The sequence below is a fragment of the Verrucomicrobiota bacterium genome (assembly GCA_016200005.1).
GTDB lineage: Bacteria > Verrucomicrobiota > Verrucomicrobiia > Limisphaerales > PALSA-1396 > PALSA-1396.
Genome location: JACQFP010000029.1, coordinates 30708 through 55663 on the forward strand (window position 1 = coordinate 30708; position 24956 = coordinate 55663).

Below are 24956 nucleotides of genomic sequence, written 5' to 3' on the forward strand. Positions count from 1 at the left end.
TCTTCATGGCAAGAAATCGATCCGCATAGTTTTGTCCACATTGATCTCTGATGACACACAAGTATGACATTTGCCTCCCGAACACAAGACTAAGATGGACGGAGGAAATGCCATAGGTCGCCTTGACAAGAAGCCCCCCGGCCATGTGGATTTCTCGCTTTGAATTGACCTATGGGCGCGCATCGCTTCAGGTCGTCTGCGGACCATCTGACGGCAGGCGGTGCGGAATCGTTGAGGATCAACGTGCCAGTTGTTCGGAGGCAGACACGCTCCAACGCGAGCTCCAACGCGCTTACAACCGCTCCGCAATGTATTTCTCCAGCTTCACCGTATCGGCGGCGAAGTTACGGATGCCTTCGGCGGTTTTTTCCGTCGCCATCGCGTCCTCGTTCAGCAGCCAGCGGAATTTATTCTCATCGAGCGTGAGTTTTTCAATCTTGCTCTCCCTTGCCATCGAAGGGCTGAGTTTCCGTTCGACCGGTACGGTGCTGCCTTTCAACTCCGCTAAAAGATTCGGACTGATGGTCAGGAGATCACAGCCGGCCAGTTCCACAATCTCGCCGACGTTGCGGAAGCTTGCGCCCATGACCTCCGTCGAATAACCAAACTTCTTGTAGTAGGCATAAATCTCCTTGACGGACTTGACACCGGGATCGTCCACGGGTGCGAAATCCTTCCCCGTGCTCTTCTTGTACCAATCCAAGATTCGTCCTACGAACGGCGAGATCAATCGCGCCTTGGCCTCGGCGCACGCGACGGCTTGCGGCAGTGAAAACAACAGCGTCATGTTGCAGTTGATGCCTTCCTTCTGCAAAATCTCTGCTGCGCGAATGCCTTCCCACGTTGAAGCGATCTTGATCAGGATTCTTTCCTTGGCGATGCCGTTCTGCTTGTAGAGCGAAATGAAAGAACGCGCCTTGTTCACCAGCCCTTCCGTATCGAACGACAGGCTCGCGTCCGTTTCGGTGGAAACGCGGCCGGGAATGATCTTCAAAATCTCCAGCCCGAACAAGACCAACAGATAATCGAGCGTCTGACTGATCATCTGCTTTCTGCTCGCGCCCCGACATCCGATGTCGGGGTTGTCGGCCAGCGCTTTTTCCACCAGCGACTTGTATTCCGGCATCTGCGCGGCCTTAAGAATCAGCGTAGGATTGGTCGTGGCATCCTGCGGCGCAAATTCCTTGAAGGCGTCAAAATCTCCGGTGTCAGCGACGACCTTGGTGAATTTCTTGAGTTGCTCAAGCTGGTTGACGGCTTGGCGAGTCTCGACTTTTATCGGTTCAGCAATTGCGCTCATAAATAAACTGGGTTGAGATTTCCCTGGCCAAGATGCCGCAACAGCTAAACCAATGCAAACTTACTTTGCTATTGTATCGATTAGGCGACGCTCGTAGGGGAACAAGGGACGTTCTTTTGCCTGTCCCTTGTTGTAGTGGATGGAATGCTTCCCGTCTTCTTTACGACGTTTTGAAAAATTCTCGTTTCTCCGTTGAAAACAGATCATATTGCGGGCATGGGGAAACTGACCGCCATCGTGGAAGTTGTCGCCTTGCTCCTCGCGCCTGTCGCATTCACTCGCGGAGCAGGAGTCACCATCCTCACGCACGGCTTCAACGGAAATGTGACTGATTGGATCATTCCAATTGCGCAACAAATAACCAATTACGATTCCTTCCCAGGGTTCAACTCCAGTTGTTATCAAATCACCGTGGACGCCGACTTCTTCCACAACTTTTCCGTGACGCAATCCAGAATTGGCGGCGTCAACCCAACCAATTCCGATTCCGGCGAAATCCTCATCAAACTCGATTGGTCGTCGCTTTCCGTTGATCCTTCCTTTTCAACGTCAGACATCGCAGACAATGTTGTCCCCAAGCTCTTGATTACGAATTTCATTCCCGAGCTAGGCGGCCGCGCGCTGGTTGAATTCCCCATCCACCTGATTGGTCATAGTCGCGGCGGCCCTTTGGTTACGCAGTTGTCAAAACTCCTCGGCAACAAGGGAGTCTGGGTCGATCACATCACCACGTTGGATCCGCATCCCGTTTCGCAGTATGGCGACCCGGACGTTCATGTGTTCGCCAATGTTTTTTTTGCGGACAATTACTGGCAGACGAACGCGGACGGTTCGTGTCCGAATGGACAATCGGTTGATGGCGCCTACAACCGGTACTTGATGAATTTACAGAATGGATACGACTGCAACCACAGCGACGTTCACTTTTGGTATCACGGGACGATCGATTGGCAGGATACACCGATCACGGTCGATGGGGCGACAATCACCAGCGCCGAGCGTGGTGTTTGGTGGACCAGTTATGAATCGCAAGGGCGCAACGCGGGATTCTATTACAGCCTGATCGGCGGAGGCAACCGACTCAGCACGAACGAGCCGGCCGGCAGCGGGAACGGGCGAACCCAAGATGGTCTGAATCAGATGTGGAACTTTGGGGTCGGAACTTCGAGCAACCGAACCGCTCTGGCATCAAACAATGCCACCTGGCCAAACCTCATCAAATTCGACTTTGAAACCGTTCGCACGGTTATCCAAGGCGACAATATTTCGCTGAGATACTTTTTTCAATTCGGTCAATCTGCTTCGGATACTGCGACCGTCCAAGTCCACCTTGACGATGACGCCAATCCTTATGACAGAGATCTCGGTCAAGTTTTCCAGGTGACTGAATCGGGCACAGGCACAAATGCTGTCGGGCAGCATCAATTCGCTTTCAATACCACGAACACATCGCCGGGGAGTTATTACGTTTATGCGAAAATCAGCGACGGCATTCACACGCGCTACCTGTATGCTCCTGGGAAATTGATTATCGAACCACCGATGGCCCTCGGAATAGTTAAGATTGGCAATGAGGTGATCATAACCTGGCCGACCAATGCGGTTGGGTTCCTTCTCGAGAGCACGACCAATCTCCTTAACGCCTGGTCAACTAATTCGCCACCACCCGTTATCATCAATAGTCAGAATACCGTCACAAATACTGTCGGCGGTGGGAATGTGTTCTATCGGCTGAAGAAATAGGGTATCATAATCGAGATCCGGCGTGCCATGACGCGCGCTCGGCATAATTCGCGGCGACACAATTCAAGATCCGTGCGGGCTCTACTGCTGTTGCAGCCGGAAAAATCTCGTGGTGCTCGAGACCGGAAGCGTGACGGAAAGTTGGTTGCCGCTCGGCACCGCGGCGTTGGTCACGACCGCCCAGTTCGGTGGCGATAGTTGCGGAGTCGTTTGCAGCGTGAAGTTGGTTGCTGAAGCCGGCCAGGAAAGTATGACCGTGATGGCGCCGGATCGCTGAATGTTGAGCGTCGGCGCAGGGATAAAATTGATCCCAATCTCCCACATTCCCCGACCGAATGTGCCCGCGGCCAGCACACCCAGATCGATGTTCATTTCGAGGTCGATCACGAGCGCGTTCGGCAGTCCGGCGCCGAACCGGCTCCAGCTCGTTCCTGAATCCGCCGAGACGTACACGCCGTTGTAGTTTCCGATGAACACCTTCGGCGGATTGAATCGGGAATCAAGCTGAATGGTGTAAACCGGCAGATCGGGCAGATTGCCGCTGAGGTTGGACCAGTTTTGGCCGCCGTTGATCGACCTGAAGACGTGTCCATTTCCCATTCTGGCACGAACGGCATAAATGATCTCGCTGTTCGCCGGATCAACGAGCAAGTCCTGAATATTATCGGCGACGCCGGGAACATCGCGCTGCGTCCAATTGAACCCATCATCAATGCTCGCGAAAATATGCCCGCCGGCGGAGGCGTAAATCGTGTTCGCATCTGTCTTGGCGATGGCGATGCTGTCGATGACTGCGTCCGTGTTCCAACCATAGAAAAACGGAATGGTCACCAGCGCCCAGGAGTCGCCGCGATCAAGCGATTCGTAAATGCTGTCCGTCCCAAACAACAGCCGCGCAGGATTGGATGGATCGAGCATGTAAGGCGGATAAAAGTTCGATGTGTCCGGATAAAACCCCGCCGTCTTCGGAGCCCACGTGACGCCACCGTCGTCGGACCGCTCGAGCGACAGACCGAAGTAGGTGTGATAGACGACGTACGGATTGCCCGGATCGACGCGAACAAAACCGCCATCGCCGCCGCGAATGGGATTCCAGCGGGACGTGCCATCGAATTTCACCGTGCCGTTGTCCTGCAAGCCGCCGTAGGCAAGGTCAAGGTTGGTTGGATGAAGCGCGATGCCGATGAGCTGAAGCGTGCCGAGATTCGCATTCAGATCCGTCCAGCGGATGTTGCCGGGAACGGAATTGTCCAACCGCCAAAGCCCGCCGTCGTCGCCGAGCAACAATCGATTATTTGGATCAAACGTCATGGCTTGGGCATCGCCATGAATGCTGTTGCCGTCCGCGCCGATGGATATGTCCGTCCAGTTCAAACCGCCATTGGTGCTGAGGAGGAAGCCATTCGTGTTCGGGCCGAAGCGGGCAACGCCGCCCGCGTAAACGATGTTCCCGTTGGTGGGAGAAACCGCGAGCGCAGAGCAGAAAAATCCTTGCGGATAAAGATAATTCGGCGTGCCGGTCAACTCCGTCCAGGTCGTTCCGCCATCGGTCGTCTTCATCATTTTGTAAAGGCCGGTCGTAAACGGAAAGTTTTGGAAGGTGCCGAAGTTCCCATGGATGAGGGGGGCGACAATGGCAGCGTAAAGTGTCAGCGGAGTGCTTTTGGCAATCGCGAGCTTGATGTCTCCAAGGTTCGTCCCCATCGGGAAATTGCCGGCAACCGTCCACAAAGCGCCGCCGTTGACGGTTTTGTAAACGCTGTTGGCGGGCGCGCCTGCGGCATTGCCGACCGCGGCATACAGGATTTGCGAATCGGACGGGTCAATGAGCAGATCGGAAAACGCGTTTGTGCCGGGCAAACTTGCAGTTGTGTTCGACCAATTTGTCCCGCCGTCAATAGATTTCCAGATGTCGGCATTGCCGCTCAAGCCATTGAGTTCACCTGGCGCGACGGCGACATAAACCGTGTTCGGATCGGTTGGATGCACGACGATTTTGGTCATCGTGTGTCGGTCGAACTGTGAAGTGCCGAGCAACGTCCAGGCAGCGCCGCCATCCGTGGATTTGAGCAGGCCGCGGCCGAAGAGGAAAAACGCGAAGGGCGGCGTCCCGTAGCCGGTGGATTCGCCGGTGCCGGCGTAGATGATATTCGGATTGCTGGGCGCGAGGGCGACTGCTCCCATCATCAACGTTGCCTGGCCGTCCGTCAGCGGCGTCCAACTCGCCCCGCCGTTGGTGGTCTTCCAAACACCGCCGCTGGCCGCCGCAATGTAAATAATGTTCGTGTCTGTTGGATGTGCGGCCACGCCGGTGATTCGTCCGCTGACCGGCTGACACGTCGGCGCTTGCCCGCTGGCGACAGGCGCGGGGCCGACTGATGACCAGGTAGAACCGGAAAGCGTTCGCGTTGCCGGCAGGCTGTTCGCAATTTTTGCGATGAAAGCATCGGTGCCGCCACGCAGCGTCGGCAGCAGCGGATTGATCAGCGGAAAATTCGTTGAGATGGTTTGCCCCGCGAGGAAGATGTTGCTGGCGGCGTCCACCGCGATTCCCCAGCCGACATCGTCGCCGCTGCCGCCAAGGTACGACGAGAAAGTCACCGAGCCACTGGAGTTGAGTTTAGCTACGAATGCGTCGCTGCCGCCTCCGCCGTACGCAGCCTGTAAAGGCGTGGTCAGCGGAAAATTCGTGGACGTGGTTGCGCCGGTCACATAGGCATTGCCAGCGCCGTCCACCGCAATGCCACCCAATCCGGCCACGAGCGGAGTCACATTCTCATCGCTGTTGCCGCCAAGGTACGTAGCGTAAACGACGCTGATTGCATTCGAATCGATCATCGTGACGAAAGCGTCGTAACCGCCGCCCGACAGCGATTGATACGCGTTCGTCGTTGGGAAGTCGGTTGAAAGAGTCGTGCCGGTGACGTAAACGTTGCCGGCCAAATCAGCGGCGATGCCCGTGCCCAACTCAATGTCACTTCCTCCGAGATAAGTGGAGAAGACGAGCGCCGAACCGGTTGGATTGAATTTCGTCACGAAGGCGTCACCCGCGCCGCCATAAGGCAGGAGCGGATTACCCAGCGGAAAGACGGGAAAATCAAAAGATGAATCGGTAGAACCCGTAACACACGCCTCACCTGCCGAATCGACCGCGATGCCGATGCCCTGGTCAAATCCGCTGCCACCAAGAAAAGTTGAGTAAACCATCGCCGAACCGGCGGGATTGATTTTGGTTACGAATGCGTCGCGTCCGAAAGATCCGCCGCGCGTGGATTGGAATGCATTTGTTGTCGGAAAACCCGACGACCCGGTGAAGCCGGTCACGAACGCATTGCCCGCGGCATCCACGGCGACGGCGTTGCCCTGATCGATGCCGCCGCCGCCCAAATAAGTTGAATAGACCAGCGTGCAACCCGACGGGCCGAGCTTGGCGACAAAGGCATCGCTGGTGCCGCCGGCGTTGAAGGGCTGGATGGGATTGACCGTTGGAAAATCCGACGAGGCGGTGAACCCGGTGAGATAGGCACTGCCGGCGTCGTCCACGGCAATCCCTTTGCCTTCGTCATCGCCCGTGCCGCCGAGGTAGGTGGAATAGATCACTGCTGAACCGCTTGGGTTCAGTTTGGTCACGAAAACGTCCGTCGGCCCTCGCCCGCCATTCTTGTTGAGTATCTGCAGCGAGTCCACTGCGGGAAAGTTCGTTGAAAACGTCCGCCCCGTTAAGAAGATCTCGCCGCCACTTCCGAGCGCAATCGCGTAGCCATAATCTCCATCGCTGCCGCCGAGGTACGAGGAGTAACTCAGAACCGGATCGATGACGAGGGGCAGCGCCGGATCGTGCGCGCCGACTTCGAAACCGACCAACGGAATTCCAGCCGCAGATTCCGCCGAAGTGGAATTGCGCAACACGTAACGCGCAAGGATTGACTGCCGGACGCCCTCACGCACCTGATAAGCCTGCGGCGCATGTTGGACGAGTTCGCCGCCGGCAATCTGAATATTTAGATTTCCCTGCTGATCGATCGCCAGCTTTTCAGCCCCATGAAAATCCAGCGAAATGATTTTTGGATCGTGGCCGGGCGCGATGACGAAATCGTATTCAAGTTCAGATTGGTTGCCGTAAAGGATCAAATCCACTCCCGGATAGATGCCACTGTACTTCACCTTCGCGAACGTCGGGATGTTTGTGCGCCACAATTTCGGACAATTGCCGCGCAGGTAATTCACTTTCCCTGGCAGCTCAACCAAACCCACCATCGTGGGCGCACCATTGGCGTCAACCCAGCGCATCGAAACGGCGGTAACTTCGGAACATCCCATTAAGTCCGCCACGGGGTCCGTTGCCGTTCTCAAGCCAGGCTCTCGCGACCTCGGCAAAGCCAGCGTCATTTGAGTCGGGGAGAGCAACAGGTTGTAGCCGGGACCACGGGCGAGAAACTTCACGTCATCCGGAGTCTTGCCTTCATCGGCTTCGAAGCTCAGAGGCAAAGCGGTGAGATCCAGACCGGGCGCGAGACGCGAAGATGGCTTGCTCCCATCAAGGGCTACCCGGCCTTCGCTGCGTGGCTGCCACTCTATGGCAACGGCAGGCACAACGAGAAAAATCGCCAGCAGGCACAGTGGCTGAGTGCCGATTGGAAAAGATGCCCTTACATTCATCGAAGTGGTCACTTGCACAATACAACACTCCTTGAGTCCAACTATCCTTGATGCAGGTCAAGCAAGCGCGGCATCGGATTTGTTCCGTTTGCGAACGGACGCGAATCTCAAAAACCTTTTCCCAATCCCTCGCTTCATGCTTTACTCCGCGCGCCATGAAATTGCTCGTTATCGGTTCGGGCGGACGCGAACACGCGCTGGTATGGAAACTGGCGCAGTCGCCGCACGTCACGCAGATGTGGTGTGCGTCGGGCAACGCGGGCATTGCACAGGAACGCCTCGCCAGGAATGGCGCGCTGGTCGAGGGTGTGAACATTGGTGCGGAGGATTTGCCCAAGCTGCTCGCGCTCGCGCAGGAGAAGAAGGCCGATCTCACTGTCGTCGGACCGGACAATCCGCTCGCGCTCGGCATTGTCGATTTGTTTCAAGACAATGGACTGCGGATATGGGGACCAAACCAGAAGGCCGCACAGTTTGAGTCCTCAAAAGTGTTCTCCCAACAATTCATGGAGAAATATGGAATTCCCACGGCGGCGGCCGGAACTTTCGATGAGGCTGGTGCGGCCAAGAGTTTTGCCGCATCGCTTGGGGGACGTTGCGTGGTGAAAGCCGATGGCCTCGCGCTCGGTAAAGGCGTTTTGATTTGCGCCAGCCAGGCCGAAGCTGAGAAAGCTGTGGACGACATCATGGTCGGCAAAGCCTTTGGTGCGGCGGGCGCGCGGGTAGTGATCCAGGAATTTCTCGAAGGCGTGGAGATTTCACTGCACGCCCTGTGCGATGGGAAGACGGCAATACTTTTTCCGACCTCACAGGATCATAAACGCGCGCTCGACGGTGACTTGGGCCTGAACACCGGCGGCATGGGCGCGTATTCACCCACGATGTTTGTGACTGACGCACAGCTTGGCAACGCTCCGCGCAAAATCCTTGAACCGTTCCTTCGCGGCTGTGCGGCGGAGGGGATAGATTTTCGTGGAATCCTCTATCCCGGCATCATGCTCACGAAGTCTGGGCCGAAGGTTTTGGAGTTCAACGCGCGCTTCGGCGATCCGGAGACGCAGGTTTATCTGACGCGGCTGGAAAGTGATTTGGTGGAACTACTCGGCGCAAGCGTAAACGGCACGCTCGATAAGATGGACTTGAAATGGAGCGCGACGGCGAGCGTTTGCGTGGTCATGGCCAGCGGCGGTTACCCCGGCAGCTACGCGAAGGGTAAGGTCATAACCGGCCTAGATGCAGTGAACGCGCTGCCGAACACAAAAGTTTTCCACGCCGGCACAGCAAGGGCAGGGGAGCAAATTTTGACAAGCGGCGGACGCGTGCTGGGCGTGACCGCCTGGGCGAATGATTTGCGCGCGGCACAAGCTGCCGCGTATGCCGCCGTGGAGAAAATCCATTTCGACGGCGCGCATTTCCGCCGCGACATCGCGGCGAAAGCCTTGTAGCCGACGACGTCAGTCGGCGCAAACTGCCCGAGAATGGCGCGGACTGACGTCCGCGGCTACGACCAAGAACGTTGAAGCGCGCCCGAACCCCGTCAACGATTTCTTGCCGTGATTGCCCGGCGCTCGTAAATTGCCAGGGTGACTGCCGAGCATGACGAGTTGCGCGAACTGCCCCCGCCCACACCGGCCCCGCCGGAATTGCGCGAGCGCGCGGCGGCCCTGGTGCGCAACCACCCGGAATGCTTTTGGTTCTGGCATCCGGAGGCGCGCGTCCGCCATCTCGAGGACGTGCGGTCCGTGGTTGAGCACCTGCGCGAATACGGCGACCGCCGCGCCTGGTGGGATGCCCAGGAATTACACCGATGCCTCTCACCCCTTTACAAAAAGACATCCTAGCCATCCTGGCGGCGAACCGGAACGAGGAGAGTCATTTTGCCGGCGGCATTGTCTTGAACGCCGCTGACGACTCGGCCCGCTTTTCGCGCGACTTCGACATCTTCCACGAAGTGGCCGAGGAAGTGACGCGCGCCAGCAATCGCGACGTTGAAAGTCTTCGCCGCGCCGGCTTTCCGGTCGAGACGCCTTCGCGTTACGGCGAGTGGGAGAAGGAAGCCACGTTCCGCAAAGCCAGAGTGAGTCGCGGCAATGAAACCGTGGAAATAGACTGGGCGGCGGACTCGGCGTTCCGGTTTTTCCCCGTCGAACGCGACCCGCTTCTGGGCTGGCGACTGCACCTGTTTGATGTTGCCACCAACAAGGCCCTCGCACTTTCCGCCCGCACGGAAACTCGGGATTACGTGGACATTGTGGAACTGCACCGGACGTTCCCGCTGCCGGCAATCTGTTGGGCGGCCTGTGGCAAAGACCCCGGTTTCAGCCCGCTCTCGCTGCTCAAGATGATGCGGCGTTTCGCCAAGATCAGTCCGACCGAACTCGACAAGATTAAGGCCCGCGCGCTCGATCCGCGGGCGCTGAAAATGGCATGGATCGAGATGAGCGACGCGGCGGAGGCGGAGATGATTCGCGTGGCAGATGAACGACCTGACCTGCCCATCGGTGTAGCGTTCGTGGACGCCTTGGGAAAGCCGGGTTGGATTGGCAAGGACCCCACGCTGCGCCCGCACGCGCCGTCCGTGCGCGGCTGCTGGCCGACGGTGCATGGTTTGGACCAATAGTGCGACTTGGCGGCGAAGGCTTTGTAGAAGTCGAGGTGGCGAGACTCAAACTTTCCTGACCGCGAACCACGCGAAATACGGGAAAGGTTTTTCATTCAGTTAGAGACTCCTCACGTCGTCTCTCACGGGTGAAAAGCGGCAGAGGGCCGCCGCAGTCCAGGACGCTGGCGCGTTTCAGGGGGAGGCCCGGTAGTCGCGAAGCGTTTTGGAGTGCGCCAGTCCTCTGGCGCTTTGGTTTCGCGCCGGCATTGATATGCGAGCGGCGCAAGCGGCGGCTTGGGCGGCGGTGGGGAGGATTCAGTTCGACGACGTGCCGTTCCGCCGCGACATCGCGGCCAAGGCAATTTGAAGTACGGGATCGACTGTCCTTGGAAAGAGCTAGTTGCTCTTTGGTTCAATTGCGAAGTCTTGCTGGGCTTTATCCGTTTCCCCAAGCTTTTGATAACACTGTCCGCGCAGGCGATGTGCATCGCCGTTGTTCGGATCTAGCTGAAGAGCTGCCGAATAATCCGCGATTGCTCTCGCATAGTCCCTCTTGTTGCTTTGATATATATCCCCTCGCCAAACATAGGCTTGAGCTATTGACTTGGTCTTGCCTTCTACGGAACGAGTGAAATCGAGGTCGCCTTCGATGATAACGGTCCAATCGGCGATAGCTTCGTCATAACGCATCAATTGCTGAAATTCACCGGCGCGACTCCAGCGAGCGATCCAGTTCTTTGGGTCAATCTCCAAACATCGCGTACGATCAGCCACCGCCTTCTCGTAGCCACCTCGTTCTTTCGGCAAGTATAATACGTAAAGATCAGCTCGGTCCATAAACGCTTCTGCCATATTCGGGTCGAGTTCAATGGCTTTGTTCAGGTTTTCCAAGGCGGCGTCATATTCGCGCTTCATTTTATTCCGATCGGCCCGAATGTAATAATCCCTTGCCGTTCCAAGTGGAGGTTGTTCTGATTTCGATTCGGTATTTTTTGCAGTCTCTAACTGAAACTTGAGTAAGCCAATCTGGCCACGAAGTTTGGGCACTTCGCGCTTATTCTCATCTGCGATCTTCAATTCTTGTGTCAAACCAACGACACGGTTACTGGCGGCTTCCAACTCGTTTTGCAACTGCTCGATTTGCTCGGCCAACGGCGCTTGCTGTTGCTGGAGCGTCTGGACTTGGTGGCGCAGTTGCGAGGCTTGGCGGGCTTCGTAGATCCCCGCCCCGGCTAGGACGGCAACGGTGGCAGTTACGAGAGTTTTTTGTAGTGTGGTCATGGCAATGGTTTTGGTTGCGGCAATTACTGTTGAAGTGTGGACGGCAGTTCCGGCAAGGGCGGCGGCGGTTGAAATCGTGACGGCCAATCCAACGGGGGCGGCTTGGACGGCGTTGGCGGAGATGACGACGACGAGTCCGCTCGCGCCGGCGGTGACGCCGCGTTTGGCAAAGAATTCCCGCAGCCGTTCAACGGCGCGGCTCACGCGTTTTTGGGCGGCGTCGTCGGACGTGCCGAGAGTTGCGCCGACTTCACGGAGGGATTTGTTTTCGAAATAGCGGAGCAGGACGGCAGCGCGGTCAGTGTCGTCGAGCGCGTGCATGGCTTCGTCGAGGAGAGGTTCGATGTGTGTCCAATCTGCGGTCGTAGCGTTCATGGCATTCATCTCGGTGGCGATTTGTTCGCGCAACTGGCGGCGGGCTTCGCGACGGACGACATCAATGGCGGTGCGGCGCGTGACTTGATAGAGCCAAGCGGTGAGGATGGTGTCGGGCGCGAGGCGACGCGCGTTGCGGGCCAGGTCGGTGAAAACGGACTGAGCGACTTCCTCAGCGAGTTGCGGGGAGCGGACCTGGCGGAGCGCGGCGGAATGGACAAGGTCGAGGTGGCGGCGGACGATTTCGGAGAAAGCATCCTCGGCGTGGTCGCGGGCATAACGCTTCAGTAATTCCAAGTCGGTTTCGGTCATCTTCATAACTATATCGTCGCCGCCGAACCAAATCCGACATTATTTTGCGGCTGATTTCCTCGCCGCTTTACTTTCCAGCTACTCTCACGCATTGTGACGCAGACATGACACGATTTAGTTTCAATTTATTTGCGTTAGCACTCGCGGCGCTGCTTGCCGTTGGGCCAAGCGTCCTTGGGGCGCCGACCAAAGAACCGCCAGCGTTCCAGGAAGTGTTTGATCTGGTTCGCTCGCATCTTGAAGGTGTGAGTCAATCCGAGTTGGACCAAGCCGCGGTGGAGGGGTTGCTGTCCAAATTGCATCCGCGCGTGACGCTGGTGACGAATGAATCGACGAACAAAACGGAAACTGATTCGCCATTCCTAAGTCAATCGCGCGTCTTCGACGACGCGTTTGCGTATCTGCGAGTGGAGCGGGTAGGGGAGGGGTTGGCGATGAAAGTGTCAGCGGCATACCATGACTTGAGCGAGACGAACAAGTTGAAAGGATTGGTTTTGGATTTGCGTTTCGCCCGTGGTGACGATTATTCCGCCGCGACCGAAGTGGCGGATTTATTTCTGGCCAAACCGCAACCGTTGTTGGATTGGGGAAAGGGTGTGGTCGAATCGAAAGCCAAGACGGACGCAATCAAGTTACCACTTACTATTTTAGTGAATAAACAAACTGCCGGTGCTGCTGAGGCGCTCGCGGCGGTGCTGCGCGAAACGGGCGTGGGACTGGTAATTGGCGCAAACACCGCGGGACAAGCCACTATTGGCAGGGAATTTCCCTTGAAGAACGGCCAGCGTCTGCGAATTGCCACTGCCGAAGTCAAATTGGGCAACGGAGCCATTCTGTCGTCGCAGGGGGTGAAGCCGGATATTCAGATCGCCGTGAACCCGGAGGATGAGAAAATCTATTTCGCGGACGCATACAAGGTTTTGCCCAAGCCAACCAATCTGTTGGCAAGCGCCGCTGCTGCCTTGACCAACAACACGGCTAGCGGTACCAACCGCGCGGCCCGCCGTCGCCTCACGGAAGCGGACCTGGTGCGCGAGCGCAGAGAGGAGTTGAGCCGGGATTTGGAAAGCGCGACGTCTGCCGCAAAGGAGAACGAACAAGACAAGCCGACAGTCCGCGACCCGGCCTTGGCGCGCGCCTTGGACTTGTTAAAAGGGCTGGCCATTGTCCGTCAATTCAAGTCGTTTTGATTTCGCCGTTGACGATTTTCTCCACGCCCCGCACCTTGGTATTATTGACGCGCACATGAAGACGGTCCTTTTTGTTTGCACTGGAAACGTTTGCCGCAGCCCGATGGCGGAAGGCATTTTTCGCCATGCGATCAGGGGCCGTGGCGATTACCGGGTTTTGTCCGCGGGGTTGGGCGCGGTGAATGGTCAGCCACCGAGTCCTTATGCCGTGCAGGCGGTGGCCGAATTGGGCATCGATATTTCGCGCCTGCAAAGCACCCTGCTCACAGCCGACTTGGTGCAACAAGCGGATTACATTTTCGGCATGACGCACAGCCATGTTGAGACCATCTGTTTGCTGTATCCGCAGGCGGCGGAGAAGACGTTTTTGATGCGCGAATTTGATGAAACGTTACACGACTTCGAAAAGGACATCAGCGATCCCATTGGCGGCTCCTACGAGGTTTATACAAGTTGTCGGGACCAGATCGAGCAGGGAATCGCCTCCTTGGCGAGATTTTTGGAACAAAGCGCGGGCGCAACCCCCATCGAGCCGCCCAGACATAAATTGACGACGATTGCGATCGGTGCCGACCACGGTGGTTACGAACTGAAGGAAACGCTCAAACAACATTTGCAAAAGCGCGGCCTGGCAGTAAATGATGTGGGCACAAATTCGGTTGACGCCGCTGATTACCCGGATTACGCGCAGGCGGTGGCGCATAACGTGGTGGCCCGCCGGGCGGAGTTGGGACTGTTGATCTGCACGACGGGTGTGGGCATGAGCATCGCAGCGAACAAGGTGCCGGGCGTCCGTGCGGCGCTGGTTTTTGATGAGCACATGGCGACCGCCTCGCGTCAGCACAACAACGCCAACGTCCTTTGCCTCGGCGGCAAGACCACCCCGCCCGAACTGGCCAAAAAAATGGTCGATGCATTTCTTGACGCTCGTTTTGACGGCGGCCGCCATGAACGTCGAGTGAACAAAATGGAAACACTGAATACTGCAGCAGAATTGAAATTGAGATCGGTTGATCCTGAAATCGCGGAAGCCATCGCCCACGAACGCCGGCGTCAACAGGAGAACATCGAGCTGATCGCCAGCGAAAATTTCACCAGCCCCGCGGTGATGGAAGCGCAGGGTTCGGTGCTCACCAACAAATACGCGGAGGGTTATCCCAAGAAACGCTGGTATGGCGGCTGCGAGAACGTGGATGTGGTCGAGCAACTCGCCATCGACCGCGCGAAAAAATTATTCGGTGCCGAACATGCCAACGTCCAGCCGCACTCCGGCAGCGGCGCGAACATGGCCGTCTATTTTGCTTTCTTGAAACCGGGCGACAAGATGCTGACGATGGACTTGAGCCACGGCGGCCATTTGACGCACGGGAACAAGGCGAATTTTTCCGGCCGGTTTTTTGAGATCATTCATTACGGCGTCCGCAAGGAGGATGAGCGGATTGACTACGATCAGCTCGCGCAGATGGCGGACAAACATCGACCCAAGATGATTACGGTCGGCGCCAGCGCCTATCCGCGGATCATCGACTTTGGGCGGATGGGCGAAATTGCGCGGGAAGTGGGCGCGCTGTTGTTGGCGGACATTGCGCACATTGCGGGAATGGTCGCTGCCGGTATTCATCCCAGCCCGATCGAACACGCCGATTTTGTGACGACCACGACGCACAAGACATTGCGCGGGCCGCGGGGCGGTTTGATTCTTTGCAAGGAGAAGTATGCGAAGGAAATTGATTCGCAAGTCTTCCCCGGCATCCAGGGCGGGCCATTGATGCATGTGATTGCGGCCAAAGCGGTTTGTTTTCAGGAAGCCTTGCAACCAGGGTTCAAAGGTTACCAGCAGCAAATCGTCAAAAATGCGCTGGCCCTTGCGGAAGGGATGAAGCGGAACAATTACCGGCTGGTCAGCGGCGGCACGGACAATCACTTGATGCTGGTGGATGTGGGTGCGCGCGGATTGACGGGCAAGGATTGCCAGATCGCCCTGGATGTGGCTGGCATCACGGTGAACAAAAACACCATCCCGTTTGAAACGCGTTCCCCGTTTCAGGCCAGCGGCATCCGCCTGGGCACGCCCGCGGTGACGACGCGGGGGATGAAAGAGGCCGAGATGGCGGCCATCGCCGACATGATCTGCGAAGTCTTGCTGGATATTAAGAACCTTGACGCCGCGCACGAAGTGCGCCAACGTGTTCAGGAGTTGACCGCAAGATTTCCCTTGCCGTATTGAGGGAAGGGATTGACCCTGTAACGCGCTCCCGGTTGGGAACCATTCCAATTTGAACAAATCGAGCCTTTGACCATCCAAGCAAGTGTTGGCTGGCGCGGCCGTGACGTTTTTTGAATCGCTTACCGCGAGAACCTTTAAAAATTTAACCGACATTCATTTATGGCCAGAGTCAGCACCAAAAAGCCCGCCCTACCCAAGGCGGCCAAATCGAAAATCAAGGCACTGGAGCCGACCGCCAACGGCGAACCCGATGCGGCTGCCAATTCGCGCTCCGACACCATGGAACTCGAACCCCCGACGCATGCGGTAGAATCACCCGACGAGGTGAGGACGGAAGCCGCGCCGCCAACCCGGGACGCCATCGCCTCCTCGCTCAACATCGCCAAACTTCAGGCCATGTCGATGACGGAGCTGAACCACATGGCCAAGGAGATGGGAATCGAGAACTTCGGCACGATGCGGAAGCACGAAGTCATTTTCCATATTCTCCAGAAAAACGCCGCCCGCAGCGGCATTCTCTTTTCTGAAGGGGTGTTGGAAGTATTGTCGGAAGGGTTTGGTTTCCTCCGCTCACAGAGTTTCAACTATTTGAGCTGCCCGGAGGACATTTACGTCTCGCCCTCGCAAATCCGGCGCTTCGACTTGCAGACCGGCAACCTCGTCGCCGGCCAGATCCGGCCGCCCAAGGACAAGGAGCGGTTCTTCGCGCTGCTCAAAGTCGAAGCCGTCGATACCGAAGACCCGGACAAGGCCAAGGACAAAACGCATTTCGACAACCTCACGCCGCTCTTTCCGAACAAGCGTTACATCCTCGAGACCACCAACGACGAACTGTCCACGCGTGTGCTCGACCTGGTTTGTCCGATTGGCAAGGGCAGCCGCGGATTGATTGTCGCGCCGCCGCGCACGGGCAAGACCGTGTTGATGCAAAAGCTGGCCAACGCCATCTTGAAGAACAATCCGGAGGCTTATTTGTTCATTCTGCTGATTGACGAACGACCGGAAGAAGTCACCGACATGGAACGCAGTTGCAAACCGGCGGAGGTGATTAGTTCAACTTTCGACGAACCGCCCGAACGCCACGTGCAAGTGGCGGAAATGGTCATCGAAAAAGCCAAGCGCATGGTCGAGCACAAACGCGACGTGGTCATCCTGCTTGATTCCATCACCCGCCTGGCGCGCGCCTACAACACCGTCCAGCCGCATTCGGGAAAAATTCTCTCCGGCGGCGTCGATGCCAATGCGCTCCACAAGCCGAAACGGTTCTTCGGCGCCGCGCGCAACATTGAGGAAGGCGGGTCGCTGACGATCATTGCGACGGCGCTCGTGGATACCGGTTCGCGCATGGACGAAGTCATCTTCGAAGAGTTCAAAGGCACAGGCAACATGGAAGTGGTTTTGGACCGCCATCTGGTCGAACGCCGCATCTTCCCATCCATCAACATCGAGTTGTCCGGCACGCGCAAGGAGGAATTGCTCTACCATCCGGACGAATACAACAAGGTCGTCATCCTCCGCCGCGCGCTGACCGGCGTCCCGACAGTCGAAGCCATGGAACTGTTGTTGGGCAAACTGAAGAAAACCGGCAGCAACATTGAATTCCTCCTGGGCATGGCCGTGGGTTGAAAGAAAGCCAATTGATCATTGCCATCCCGCGCCCTCAGCACTCCACCCATTCTTCCAAACAACAGCTTGCAGTGCCGTTTCGTTGCCAGTACAACCGTAAGGTGAAATTCTTGTTGCCAAGCCGAACCAACCCACGGCAGTTGTGCTGGGTGGCTTGTTTGTTCCTCGCCACTTTGTTCATGGGTTGCCGCAAGGAGGAAATCCGCGTTTACAGAGTGCCTAAAGAAAAGGCGGAAACCGTGGCGTCGGCGATTCCTCCCAGCGAGACGAGCGCGCCACGTCTCCAATGGAAGTTGCCGGAAGGCTGGACGGAACAGGCTCCCAGCAAAATGCGCGTCGCCAGCTTTTCGATCACCGGCAAGGACGGTCAGCAAGCGGACGTGTCCGTCATTCCCTTGTCCGGCATCAGCGGCAAGGAAGTGGAGGTTGTCAATCTTTGGCGCGACCAGGTGAAGCTACCTGCGATTGGCGAGGAAGAAGCGAAACGGGACGTTCAACAAGTCGAGATCGCGGGCGCGAAAGCTGAGCTTTATGAAATGGTGAGTCGCGAGCCTTTGCTCGCCGAAAAATCTCCGACTCGAATCCTTGTGGCCACCTGCGTCCGAGATGACACGAGCTGGTTTTTCAAAATGACGGGAGCAGACGCGCTGGTTCGCGAACAGAAGCCGGTGTTCTTGGAATTCCTCAAATCGGTTGCCTTTCACGAAGGTGGAGCGCCAGGGCAACTCGCCTCAGCGCGCCGCCCCATCAGCACCAACGTCAAGGAGGTGCCGCACGGAGCAACGGGTCCGGAGAAAACCGTGTGGAATGCGCCGGCCAACTGGCAGGAATTACCTCCAGGCCAGATGTTGCTCGCCAAATTTCTGGCTACCGGCGATGGTGGCACCAAGGCAGAAATCACCGTCAGCGTTTTCCCCGGCGATGTCGGCGGGTTGCTGGCCAACGTCAACCGCTGGCGCAATCAGATCGGCCTGACACCGGTCGCGCAGCCGGAGCTGGACAAACTGGTCAACGCACTTGACGCTACCATCGGCAAGGCCATGTTAGTGGATATGACTGGCACAAAATCCAACGATGGAAAAAAAGCACGTTTGATCGGCGCCATTCTCCCTCAAGGCGACCGCACCTGGTTTTACAAAATACTCGGCGACGAACTGGTTGTGGCCCGCGAGAAAGACGCGTTCATCAAGTTCGTTCAAACCATGAAACTTCCCGATGCTCCTTAATCGCATCCTCAAGATTTTTACGTCACTCCGGTTGACGGTTGTCTGCCTTTGCCTGGCGTTGCTGCTGGTGTTCATCGGCACGCTGGCGCAGGTGGACGAAGGATTGTATCAGGCGCAGAACCGGTATTTTCGCAGCCTGTTGATTTATTGGACGCCGAAGGGGTCGGGTTGGAACATTCCGGTCTTTCCTGGCGGTTATCTGGTGGGCGGCGTTCTGCTGATCAATCTTCTGGCAGCGCACGCCAAACGGTTTCAGTTCACGAAGAAAAAAATTGGCATCTTCATCATTCACGCCGGGATCATCCTGCTCTTGCTCGGCCAGTTTGCCACGGACTTGTTTCAAGTCGAGAGCCACATGTGGCTCAACGAAGGTCAGTCAAAAAATTATTCCGACAGCAGTGCGGTGAGCGAACTGGCCGTGGTGGACACATCGAATCCCGATTACGATGAGGTCGTGGCCATTCCCGAATCCGTTTTGGCGCGCAAAGGGGAAATTCACCACGCGAAACTGTCGTTCACGCTACGCGTGAAAAATTATTTTCAAAACTCCGAACCGCGATTGCGCGCGCCGATGGTGGACACCGGCCCGCCGCAGGCCACCCAAGGCATCGGCCAGCGCCTGGAATTCACGGAGTCGCCAGCCACGGTGAAAATGGATTCGCGGAATATTCCGGCGGCCATCGTGGAAGTGGTGACCGCGCAAGGGTCACTGGGCACCTGGGTGGTCTCCAACTGGGCGGTCGAAGAAAAGCTGGTTCAATTGTTGCGCGCCAATTTTCGCCAACGGCTTGGCGATCAATTAGGCGAGCAGCTCGGGAGGCTTTTTGACACGCCGCAACAATTCACTTACCAGGGGCGAACGTATCAGATGGCCTTGCGTCCCGTGCGTTTTTACAAACCCTTCAACATTGAACTCCTTAAATTCAGCCATGACCTCTACAAAGGCACGGAGATTCCGAAGAATTTCTCCAGCCGCATTCGCTTGCGCCGACCCGATAAAAATGAAGATCGCGAGGTGCTGATCTACATGAACAACCCATTGCGCTACGCTGGCGAAACTTTTTTTCAGGCCGGCTTCGACGACGTTGACCCGCGCGTTACGATTTTGCAGGTGGTGCGCAATCCAGGCTGGCTCACGCCCTATTTGTCCTGCGTCCTGGTGGCGCTGGGATTGATCGTTCAGTTCATGTCGCATTTGATTGGATTCGCAAAAAAACGGAGGACTGCATGAAAAGTTTATACAAAATATTGCCCTGGCTGTTTGTCGCTTTGTTCGCCACCGAGATCGTCGCGGTGTTCTTGCCGAAGAAAGACAGTGAATTTCATGTGCGCGAGTTTGGTCGATTGCCGGTGTTGCTGAACGGCCGCATCCAGCCGTTCGACTCGGTGGCCCGCAATTCTCTTCTGCAAATCCGCAGCACCGGGGACTTGCCGCTCGAAATCGTACCGTCGTGGAAATTCTGGCATCATCCCAAGAAACTCAAAGCCACCGAGTGGTTGCTCGAAGTGATGCTGCGTCCCGAGCAGGCGGACGAACGACCGATTTTCCTCATTCATCACCCCGACTTGATTGGCGAACTGAAGCTGGGCGACAAAGGCCTCGAGAAATCCGGCCTGCGCTATTACACCTTCAATGAGATTAGACCGGTCATGCGGGAGATTGGTGACCAGGGCGACAAGGCCAATGCCGTAAAGGCGGAACTGCAGACGCCGCTGCAAAAGCAGGTCGTGAAACTGGCCAATGCCGCCATGCTTTATCACCGCCTCAAGAACAGCCTCCAGCCGGAAGCCACGGACGATTTCGCCAAGGAGCTTTCGGATTTCCAGAACGCCATTCCCGCCGGCATCAGGGCCGCGCGCGCCAGCCAGGAAGGCAAGGAGTACGACAAGGTTGCATTGGAAAAATTGGTTGAACCGCTCGGTCAGTTTGATGCGATGGCGCGCTTCGCTTATCCGCTCATTGTTCCGCCGTTGCATCCGGAAGTCACGCGTGACGACTGGAAGAATGCGGGTGCAGCTCTGATGGAATCAGCTCACAACGGTGAAATTCATCCGGCGATGAAATACTTCGCCGCGATGGCGACCGCTTATCGCCATGACAAACCCGCTGATTTCAACCAGGCCATTGATAATTACAAGCAATGGCTCGCGCCGAAATTTGCGAAGGAGTTAAACAAAGGAAAGAGCGAGTTTTATTACAACGACATCAAGGCATTCCTTCATGCGATGATCATTTACATCTGCGCTTTTGTGCTAGCGGTCGTGGCTTTGCTCACCTTTGCGCTTACACCGAATTTTTCGGAGTCGTTGCGCCGCTCGGCATTTTATTTGATCATCCTCGCCGGTGCGGTGCACACTTTTGGCCTCGTGTTCCGGATGGTCCTCGAAGGCCGTCCGCCGGTGACCAACCTTTATTCCTCCGCAATCTTTATCGGTTGGGGTGCCATGTTGCTTGGGCTGGGCTTGGAACGCATCTATCGTCTTGGCATCGGCAACGTCGTCGCGTCATTCGCCGGATTTATCACGCTGATCATCGCGCACAATCTTGCGCTCGGTGGGGATACGATGGAAATGCTTCGCGCGGTGCTCGACACAAATTTCTGGCTGGCCACCCATGTCGTCGTAGTCACGCTTGGCTATGCATCAACCTTCGTCGCCGGCCTCTTGGCGATCACGTACATTTTCCTCGGTTTGTTCACGCCGATTCTCGCTCGGAATGTCAACAAAGCGGAGATCGGTAAGATTCTTGCCAAGATGGTCTATGCCATCGTTTGCTTCGCCACGTTGTTCAGTTTTGTCGGCACGGTTCTGGGCGGCATTTGGGCCGATCAATCGTGGGGACGTTTCTGGGGTTGGGACCCAAAGGAGAACGGCGCCCTCATCATTGTCCTGTGGAATGCCGCGATTTTGCACGCGCGCTGGGGCGGCATGGTGAAGGAACGCGGCCTGATGAACATGGCGGTCTTCGGCAACATAGTCACAAGCTTCTCCTGGTTCGGCGTAAACATGCTCGGCATCGGTTTGCATTCCTACGGCTTCATGGATGCGGCGTTCAAGTGGCTCATGCTGTTCGTCGCCAGCCAGGTGGTCATCATCCTCATGGGACTCTTGCCGCCGCGATACTGGGCAAGCTTTCGGTCGTCCCGCGGTGTCGCCCCCAAACCCGGCAATTTACCAACTTCACCTGCTGGCAGGAAACCGCGGCTTTCTCCGGCCGGGCGTTAACATCTTCAAGCGCGGAAGCTCAAGTCCTTAAATTCTTTGACGGTTCCACGGGCTTCCCTTAGCTTTGGCCCACTGATTTTCAGTCAAATTACATGATCAAGTACATTATCAAGAAATTTGTCGGTTCGCGGAACGACCGGGAAATTAGAAAGCTTCGTCCGCTCGTGGGGCGGATCAACGAGTTTGAAGCCGCGCTGCAATCGCTTTCGGTTGACGCGTTGCAGAAGAAAACCGCCGATTGGAAGGAGCGCCTCTCGAAGATCGAAGACAACGACGAACTGGCGGTCGCACTGGACGAAATCCTGCCCGAAGCGTTTGCCGTCGTCAAAAACGCCTGCCGCCGGCTTTGTGGGCAGGAAATCATCGTTCGCGGACAACCGCTTAAATGGGACATGATCCCGTTCGACGTGCAACTCATCGGCGGCGTCGCGCTGCACAACGGCAAGATTGCAGAAATGGCCACGGGCGAAGGCAAGACGTTGGTCGCCACGATGCCGGTTTATCTTAATGCGCTCACCGGTCGGGGCGCGCACGTGGTTACGGTGAATGATTACCTAGCCGCCCGCGACAGCGAATGGATGGGCGCGGTTTACAAACTGACGGGCCTGACGGTCGGTTGTATTTTGCACGATCAATCGCCCAACGTTCGCCGTGAGCAATACAACTGCGACATCACCTACGGCACCAACGCCGAGTTTGGTTTCGATTATTTGCGCGACAATGGCATGGCCACGCGCGCCGAGGAGCAGGTGCAGCGCGGTCATTACTTCGCCATCGTGGACGAAGTGGACTCCATTTTGATCGACGAGGCGCGTGTCCCGCTGATTATCAGCGGCCCGTCGGTCATCAACGCCGACAATCAATACGGCCCATACAAACCTCAGATCGAGTCGTTGGTGCATGCGCAGGAGAAATTGTGCAGTCGTTTTATTTCGGAAGCCGAGGAACTTATCAAGAAGTTACGCCCCACCGACGGCTCCAATCCTTCCAACCCCGACGCGCTGCAACGAGAGATTGGGCTGCTGCTTTACCGGGTCAAACAAGGCAGTCCGAAGTCCACTGAGTTGATGAAGCTTTTGGAAGACCCGGAGAATCTGAATCTGATGAACAAGGCGGAGTTGATGTTGCACGGCGACCAGTCCAAGAAGGATCTCTATGCGCAGAAGGAAGAACTGTTTTACGCCATCGACGAAAAGAGTCACGAAGCGGACCTGACGGAGAAGGGGCGTAATTTTCTCAGTCCCAAAGACCCGGACGCTTTCGTGCTGCCCGACCTGATCACCGCGTTCCACGAGATTGATGCCGGGCCGGAAGCCGACCTCAAGAAGCGCTTGGAAGCGAAGTCGAAGATGCAGGCGGAGTTCGAAGCCAAGGCGCAGCAGATTCATTGCATCTCGCAACTGCTCAAAGCTTACAGTCTTTATCTGAAGGACGTGCAATATGTCGTTCAGGAGAACAAGGTCATCATTGTGGACGAGAACACGGGCCGCTTGATGACCGGCCGGCGGTGGAGCGACGGATTGCATCAGGCCGTCGAGGCCAAGGAAGGCGTGGAGATCGAGCGCGAAACGCAAACGCTAGCGACCATCACCATCCAGAATTATTTCCGCCTCTACCACAAACTCGCGGGCATGACCGGCACGGCGGAAACCGAGGCCTCGGAATTTTTCGACATTTACAAGCTCGGTGTCCAAGTCATTCCAACGAACAAACCGGTGGCACGCAAGGACGCGAATGATTCAGTCTATAAGACCAAGCGCGAAAAGTTCAATGCCGTCCTCAAGGAAATTCAAGGCATTCATCAACAGGGCCGGCCCATTCTCGTCGGCACTATTTCCGTCGAAGTCAGCGAGCATTTGTCCCGCATTCTGAAGAAGGCGGGCATCATTCACTCCGTGCTGAACGCCAAATATCACCAGCAGGAAGCAGAGATCGTCGCCCGCGCCGGACAGCGCAGTTCCGTCACCATCGCCACGAACATGGCCGGGCGCGGCACGGACATCAAACTGGGTCCGGGCATTGCCGACCTCGGCGGCCTGCACGTCATCGGCACGGAACGCCACGAGGCGCGGCGCATTGACCGGCAGTTGCGTGGACGCTGCGCGCGACAGGGCGACCCCGGCTCGTCGCACTTTTTCATTTCGCTGGAAGACGATTTGATGCGCCTGTTTGGTTCGGACAAGATCGTCAAAGTGATGGAGAAGGTCGGCTTGGAGGAAGGTCAGGAACTGGAGCACTTCATGTTGAACCGTTCCATCGAGACGGCGCAAAAGCGCGTCGAGCAACACAATTTCCAAATTCGCAAACGCACGCTCGAGTACGACGACGTGATGAACAAGCAGCGCGAAGTCGTTTATGGTTTCCGTAACGAAATCATCCACGGCGAGGACGTTCGTGACCGGCTGATGGACATCATGGAGGAAGTCGTCGTCCAAAAGGTCGAACAGTTCACTGCGAGCGACACCGAGGTTGGCGAATGGAACGTGCGGGGGCTGGCTGATTGGGTAAACCTCAACTTTCCGCTCGGCATGCCGGAAGGGGAAATCGTCAAGGCCGCCAACGCCGGCGGCGATGAACCGGTGGCCGGCTCGTTATACGATGGGTTGAACGCGGCGCAGTTTGCCGTCTGCCGGTTCATCTCCGAGGCCGTCCGCAAAGCCTACGAACTTAAGATCAGTTTTGAGCAAGCCGACGCGCTGAAATCCGTCGAGCGTTACACGATCCTGACCGCCATCGACCGGCTCTGGCAGGAACATCTTTACGGCATGGACAGTCTCCGTGGCAGCATCGGCCTGCGCGCCTACGGCCAGCGCGACCCGCTCATCGAATATAAAGCCGAAGCGTTCAAGGTGTTTGAGGAATTGATGGTCAACATCAAATCCGAAATCTGCCACAACATCTTCCGCAGCGCATCCAGCATGATGGCGTTCGAGAATTTTCTCCGCAACGTGCCACAAAAAACGATGCATGATCCGACGAGCGCCTTTGGCGAGCCGCCAAAGCCGGATGGCTCAAAGCCCAGTGATATCGTGAGCGAGGCGGCGAATGAACTTGCCACAGACAAGCCAAGGCCCAAGCGCTCTGGCCCGAAAGTCGGCCGCAACGATCCTTGTCCCTGCAACAGCGGCAAGAAATACAAACATTGCTGCGGTCGGTAATTAAGGACTGTCGGTAATTAAGGACTTGCGTG

15 protein-coding genes are annotated in these 24956 nt (G+C 56.7%); 12 read left to right on the top strand and 3 right to left on the bottom strand.

Annotation, left to right across the window (positions count from 1 at the left end; translation table 11 throughout):
• Positions 1-292 precede the first annotated feature (292 nt).
• Positions 293-1300: a transaldolase gene (gene tal / locus HY298_10815; GenBank protein MBI3850747.1), complete on the bottom strand. Its 1008-nt coding sequence runs from the start codon at positions 1298-1300 to the stop codon at positions 293-295.
• A gap of 192 nt (positions 1301-1492) precedes the next feature.
• Here tal and HY298_10820 point away from each other — a divergent pair, with 192 nt between their 5' ends.
• Entirely contained in the window at positions 1493-3043 is a 1551-nt protein-coding gene (locus HY298_10820) for a hypothetical protein (GenBank protein ID MBI3850748.1), read from the top strand.
• 81 nt (positions 3044-3124) lie between these two features.
• Here the strand turns inward: HY298_10820 and HY298_10825 are convergent, their stop codons facing one another.
• The gene (locus HY298_10825; GenBank protein ID MBI3850749.1) at positions 3125-7720 is read right to left on the bottom strand and encodes an SBBP repeat-containing protein; all 4596 of its coding nucleotides are present in this window, start codon (positions 7718-7720) and stop codon (positions 3125-3127) included.
• Positions 7721-7857: 137 nt separating this feature from the next.
• Here HY298_10825 and purD point away from each other — a divergent pair, with 137 nt between their 5' ends.
• The 4 genes from purD (at position 7858) to HY298_10845 (ending at position 10671) form a co-directional block, all read left to right on the top strand.
• Positions 7858-9147: a phosphoribosylamine--glycine ligase gene (gene purD / locus HY298_10830; protein MBI3850750.1), complete on the top strand. Its 1290-nt coding sequence runs from the start codon at positions 7858-7860 to the stop codon at positions 9145-9147.
• 138 nt (positions 9148-9285) lie between these two features.
• On the top strand, positions 9286-9543 hold the full coding sequence (locus HY298_10835) for a hypothetical protein (GenBank protein MBI3850751.1): 258 nt from the start codon (positions 9286-9288) through the stop codon (positions 9541-9543).
• The gene (locus HY298_10840) at positions 9510-10322 is read left to right on the top strand and encodes a nucleotidyl transferase AbiEii/AbiGii toxin family protein (protein MBI3850752.1); all 813 of its coding nucleotides are present in this window, start codon (positions 9510-9512) and stop codon (positions 10320-10322) included. Before HY298_10835 ends, HY298_10840 begins: the two co-directional genes overlap by 34 nt.
• 253 nt (positions 10323-10575) lie before the next feature.
• The gene (locus tag HY298_10845) at positions 10576-10671 is read left to right on the top strand and encodes a hypothetical protein (GenBank protein ID MBI3850753.1); all 96 of its coding nucleotides are present in this window, start codon (positions 10576-10578) and stop codon (positions 10669-10671) included.
• Positions 10672-10700: 29 nt separating this feature from the next.
• On the opposite strand, the gene HY298_10850 is transcribed toward HY298_10845, so the two are convergent.
• Entirely contained in the window at positions 10701-12278 is a 1578-nt protein-coding gene (locus HY298_10850; protein ID MBI3850754.1) for a sigma-70 family RNA polymerase sigma factor, read from the bottom strand.
• Between the two features lie 98 nt (positions 12279-12376).
• Between HY298_10850 and HY298_10855 the strand changes: the two genes are divergently transcribed.
• The 7 genes from HY298_10855 (at position 12377) to secA (ending at position 24924) form a co-directional block, all read left to right on the top strand.
• The gene (locus HY298_10855) at positions 12377-13462 is read left to right on the top strand and encodes a hypothetical protein (GenBank protein ID MBI3850755.1); all 1086 of its coding nucleotides are present in this window, start codon (positions 12377-12379) and stop codon (positions 13460-13462) included.
• A 55-nt stretch (positions 13463-13517) separates the two neighbouring features.
• Complete coding sequence (rpiB, locus tag HY298_10860; protein MBI3850756.1) at positions 13518-15689, top strand: ribose 5-phosphate isomerase B; 2172 nt, start codon at positions 13518-13520, stop codon at positions 15687-15689.
• Between the two features lie 279 nt (positions 15690-15968).
• Positions 15969-17315 carry a transcription termination factor Rho gene (gene rho / locus HY298_10865; GenBank protein ID MBI3850757.1) on the top strand — a complete coding sequence of 449 codons (1347 nt, stop codon included), beginning with the start codon at positions 15969-15971 and terminating at the stop codon, positions 17313-17315.
• 101 nt (positions 17316-17416) lie between these two features.
• Positions 17417-18541 (top strand): hypothetical protein, encoded by a 1125-nt coding sequence (locus HY298_10870; protein ID MBI3850758.1) that lies wholly within the window; start codon positions 17417-17419, stop codon positions 18539-18541.
• Positions 18531-19772, top strand: coding sequence for a cytochrome c biogenesis protein ResB (locus HY298_10875; GenBank protein ID MBI3850759.1), 1242 nt, complete (start codon positions 18531-18533; stop codon positions 19770-19772). Before HY298_10870 ends, HY298_10875 begins: the two co-directional genes overlap by 11 nt.
• The gene (gene ccsA, locus HY298_10880) at positions 19769-21766 is read left to right on the top strand and encodes a cytochrome c biogenesis protein CcsA (protein MBI3850760.1); all 1998 of its coding nucleotides are present in this window, start codon (positions 19769-19771) and stop codon (positions 21764-21766) included. Before HY298_10875 ends, ccsA begins: the two co-directional genes overlap by 4 nt.
• Positions 21767-21858: 92 nt before the next feature.
• Positions 21859-24924 (top strand): preprotein translocase subunit SecA, encoded by a 3066-nt coding sequence (secA, locus tag HY298_10885; GenBank protein ID MBI3850761.1) that lies wholly within the window; start codon positions 21859-21861, stop codon positions 24922-24924.
• Positions 24925-24956 lie beyond the last annotated feature (32 nt).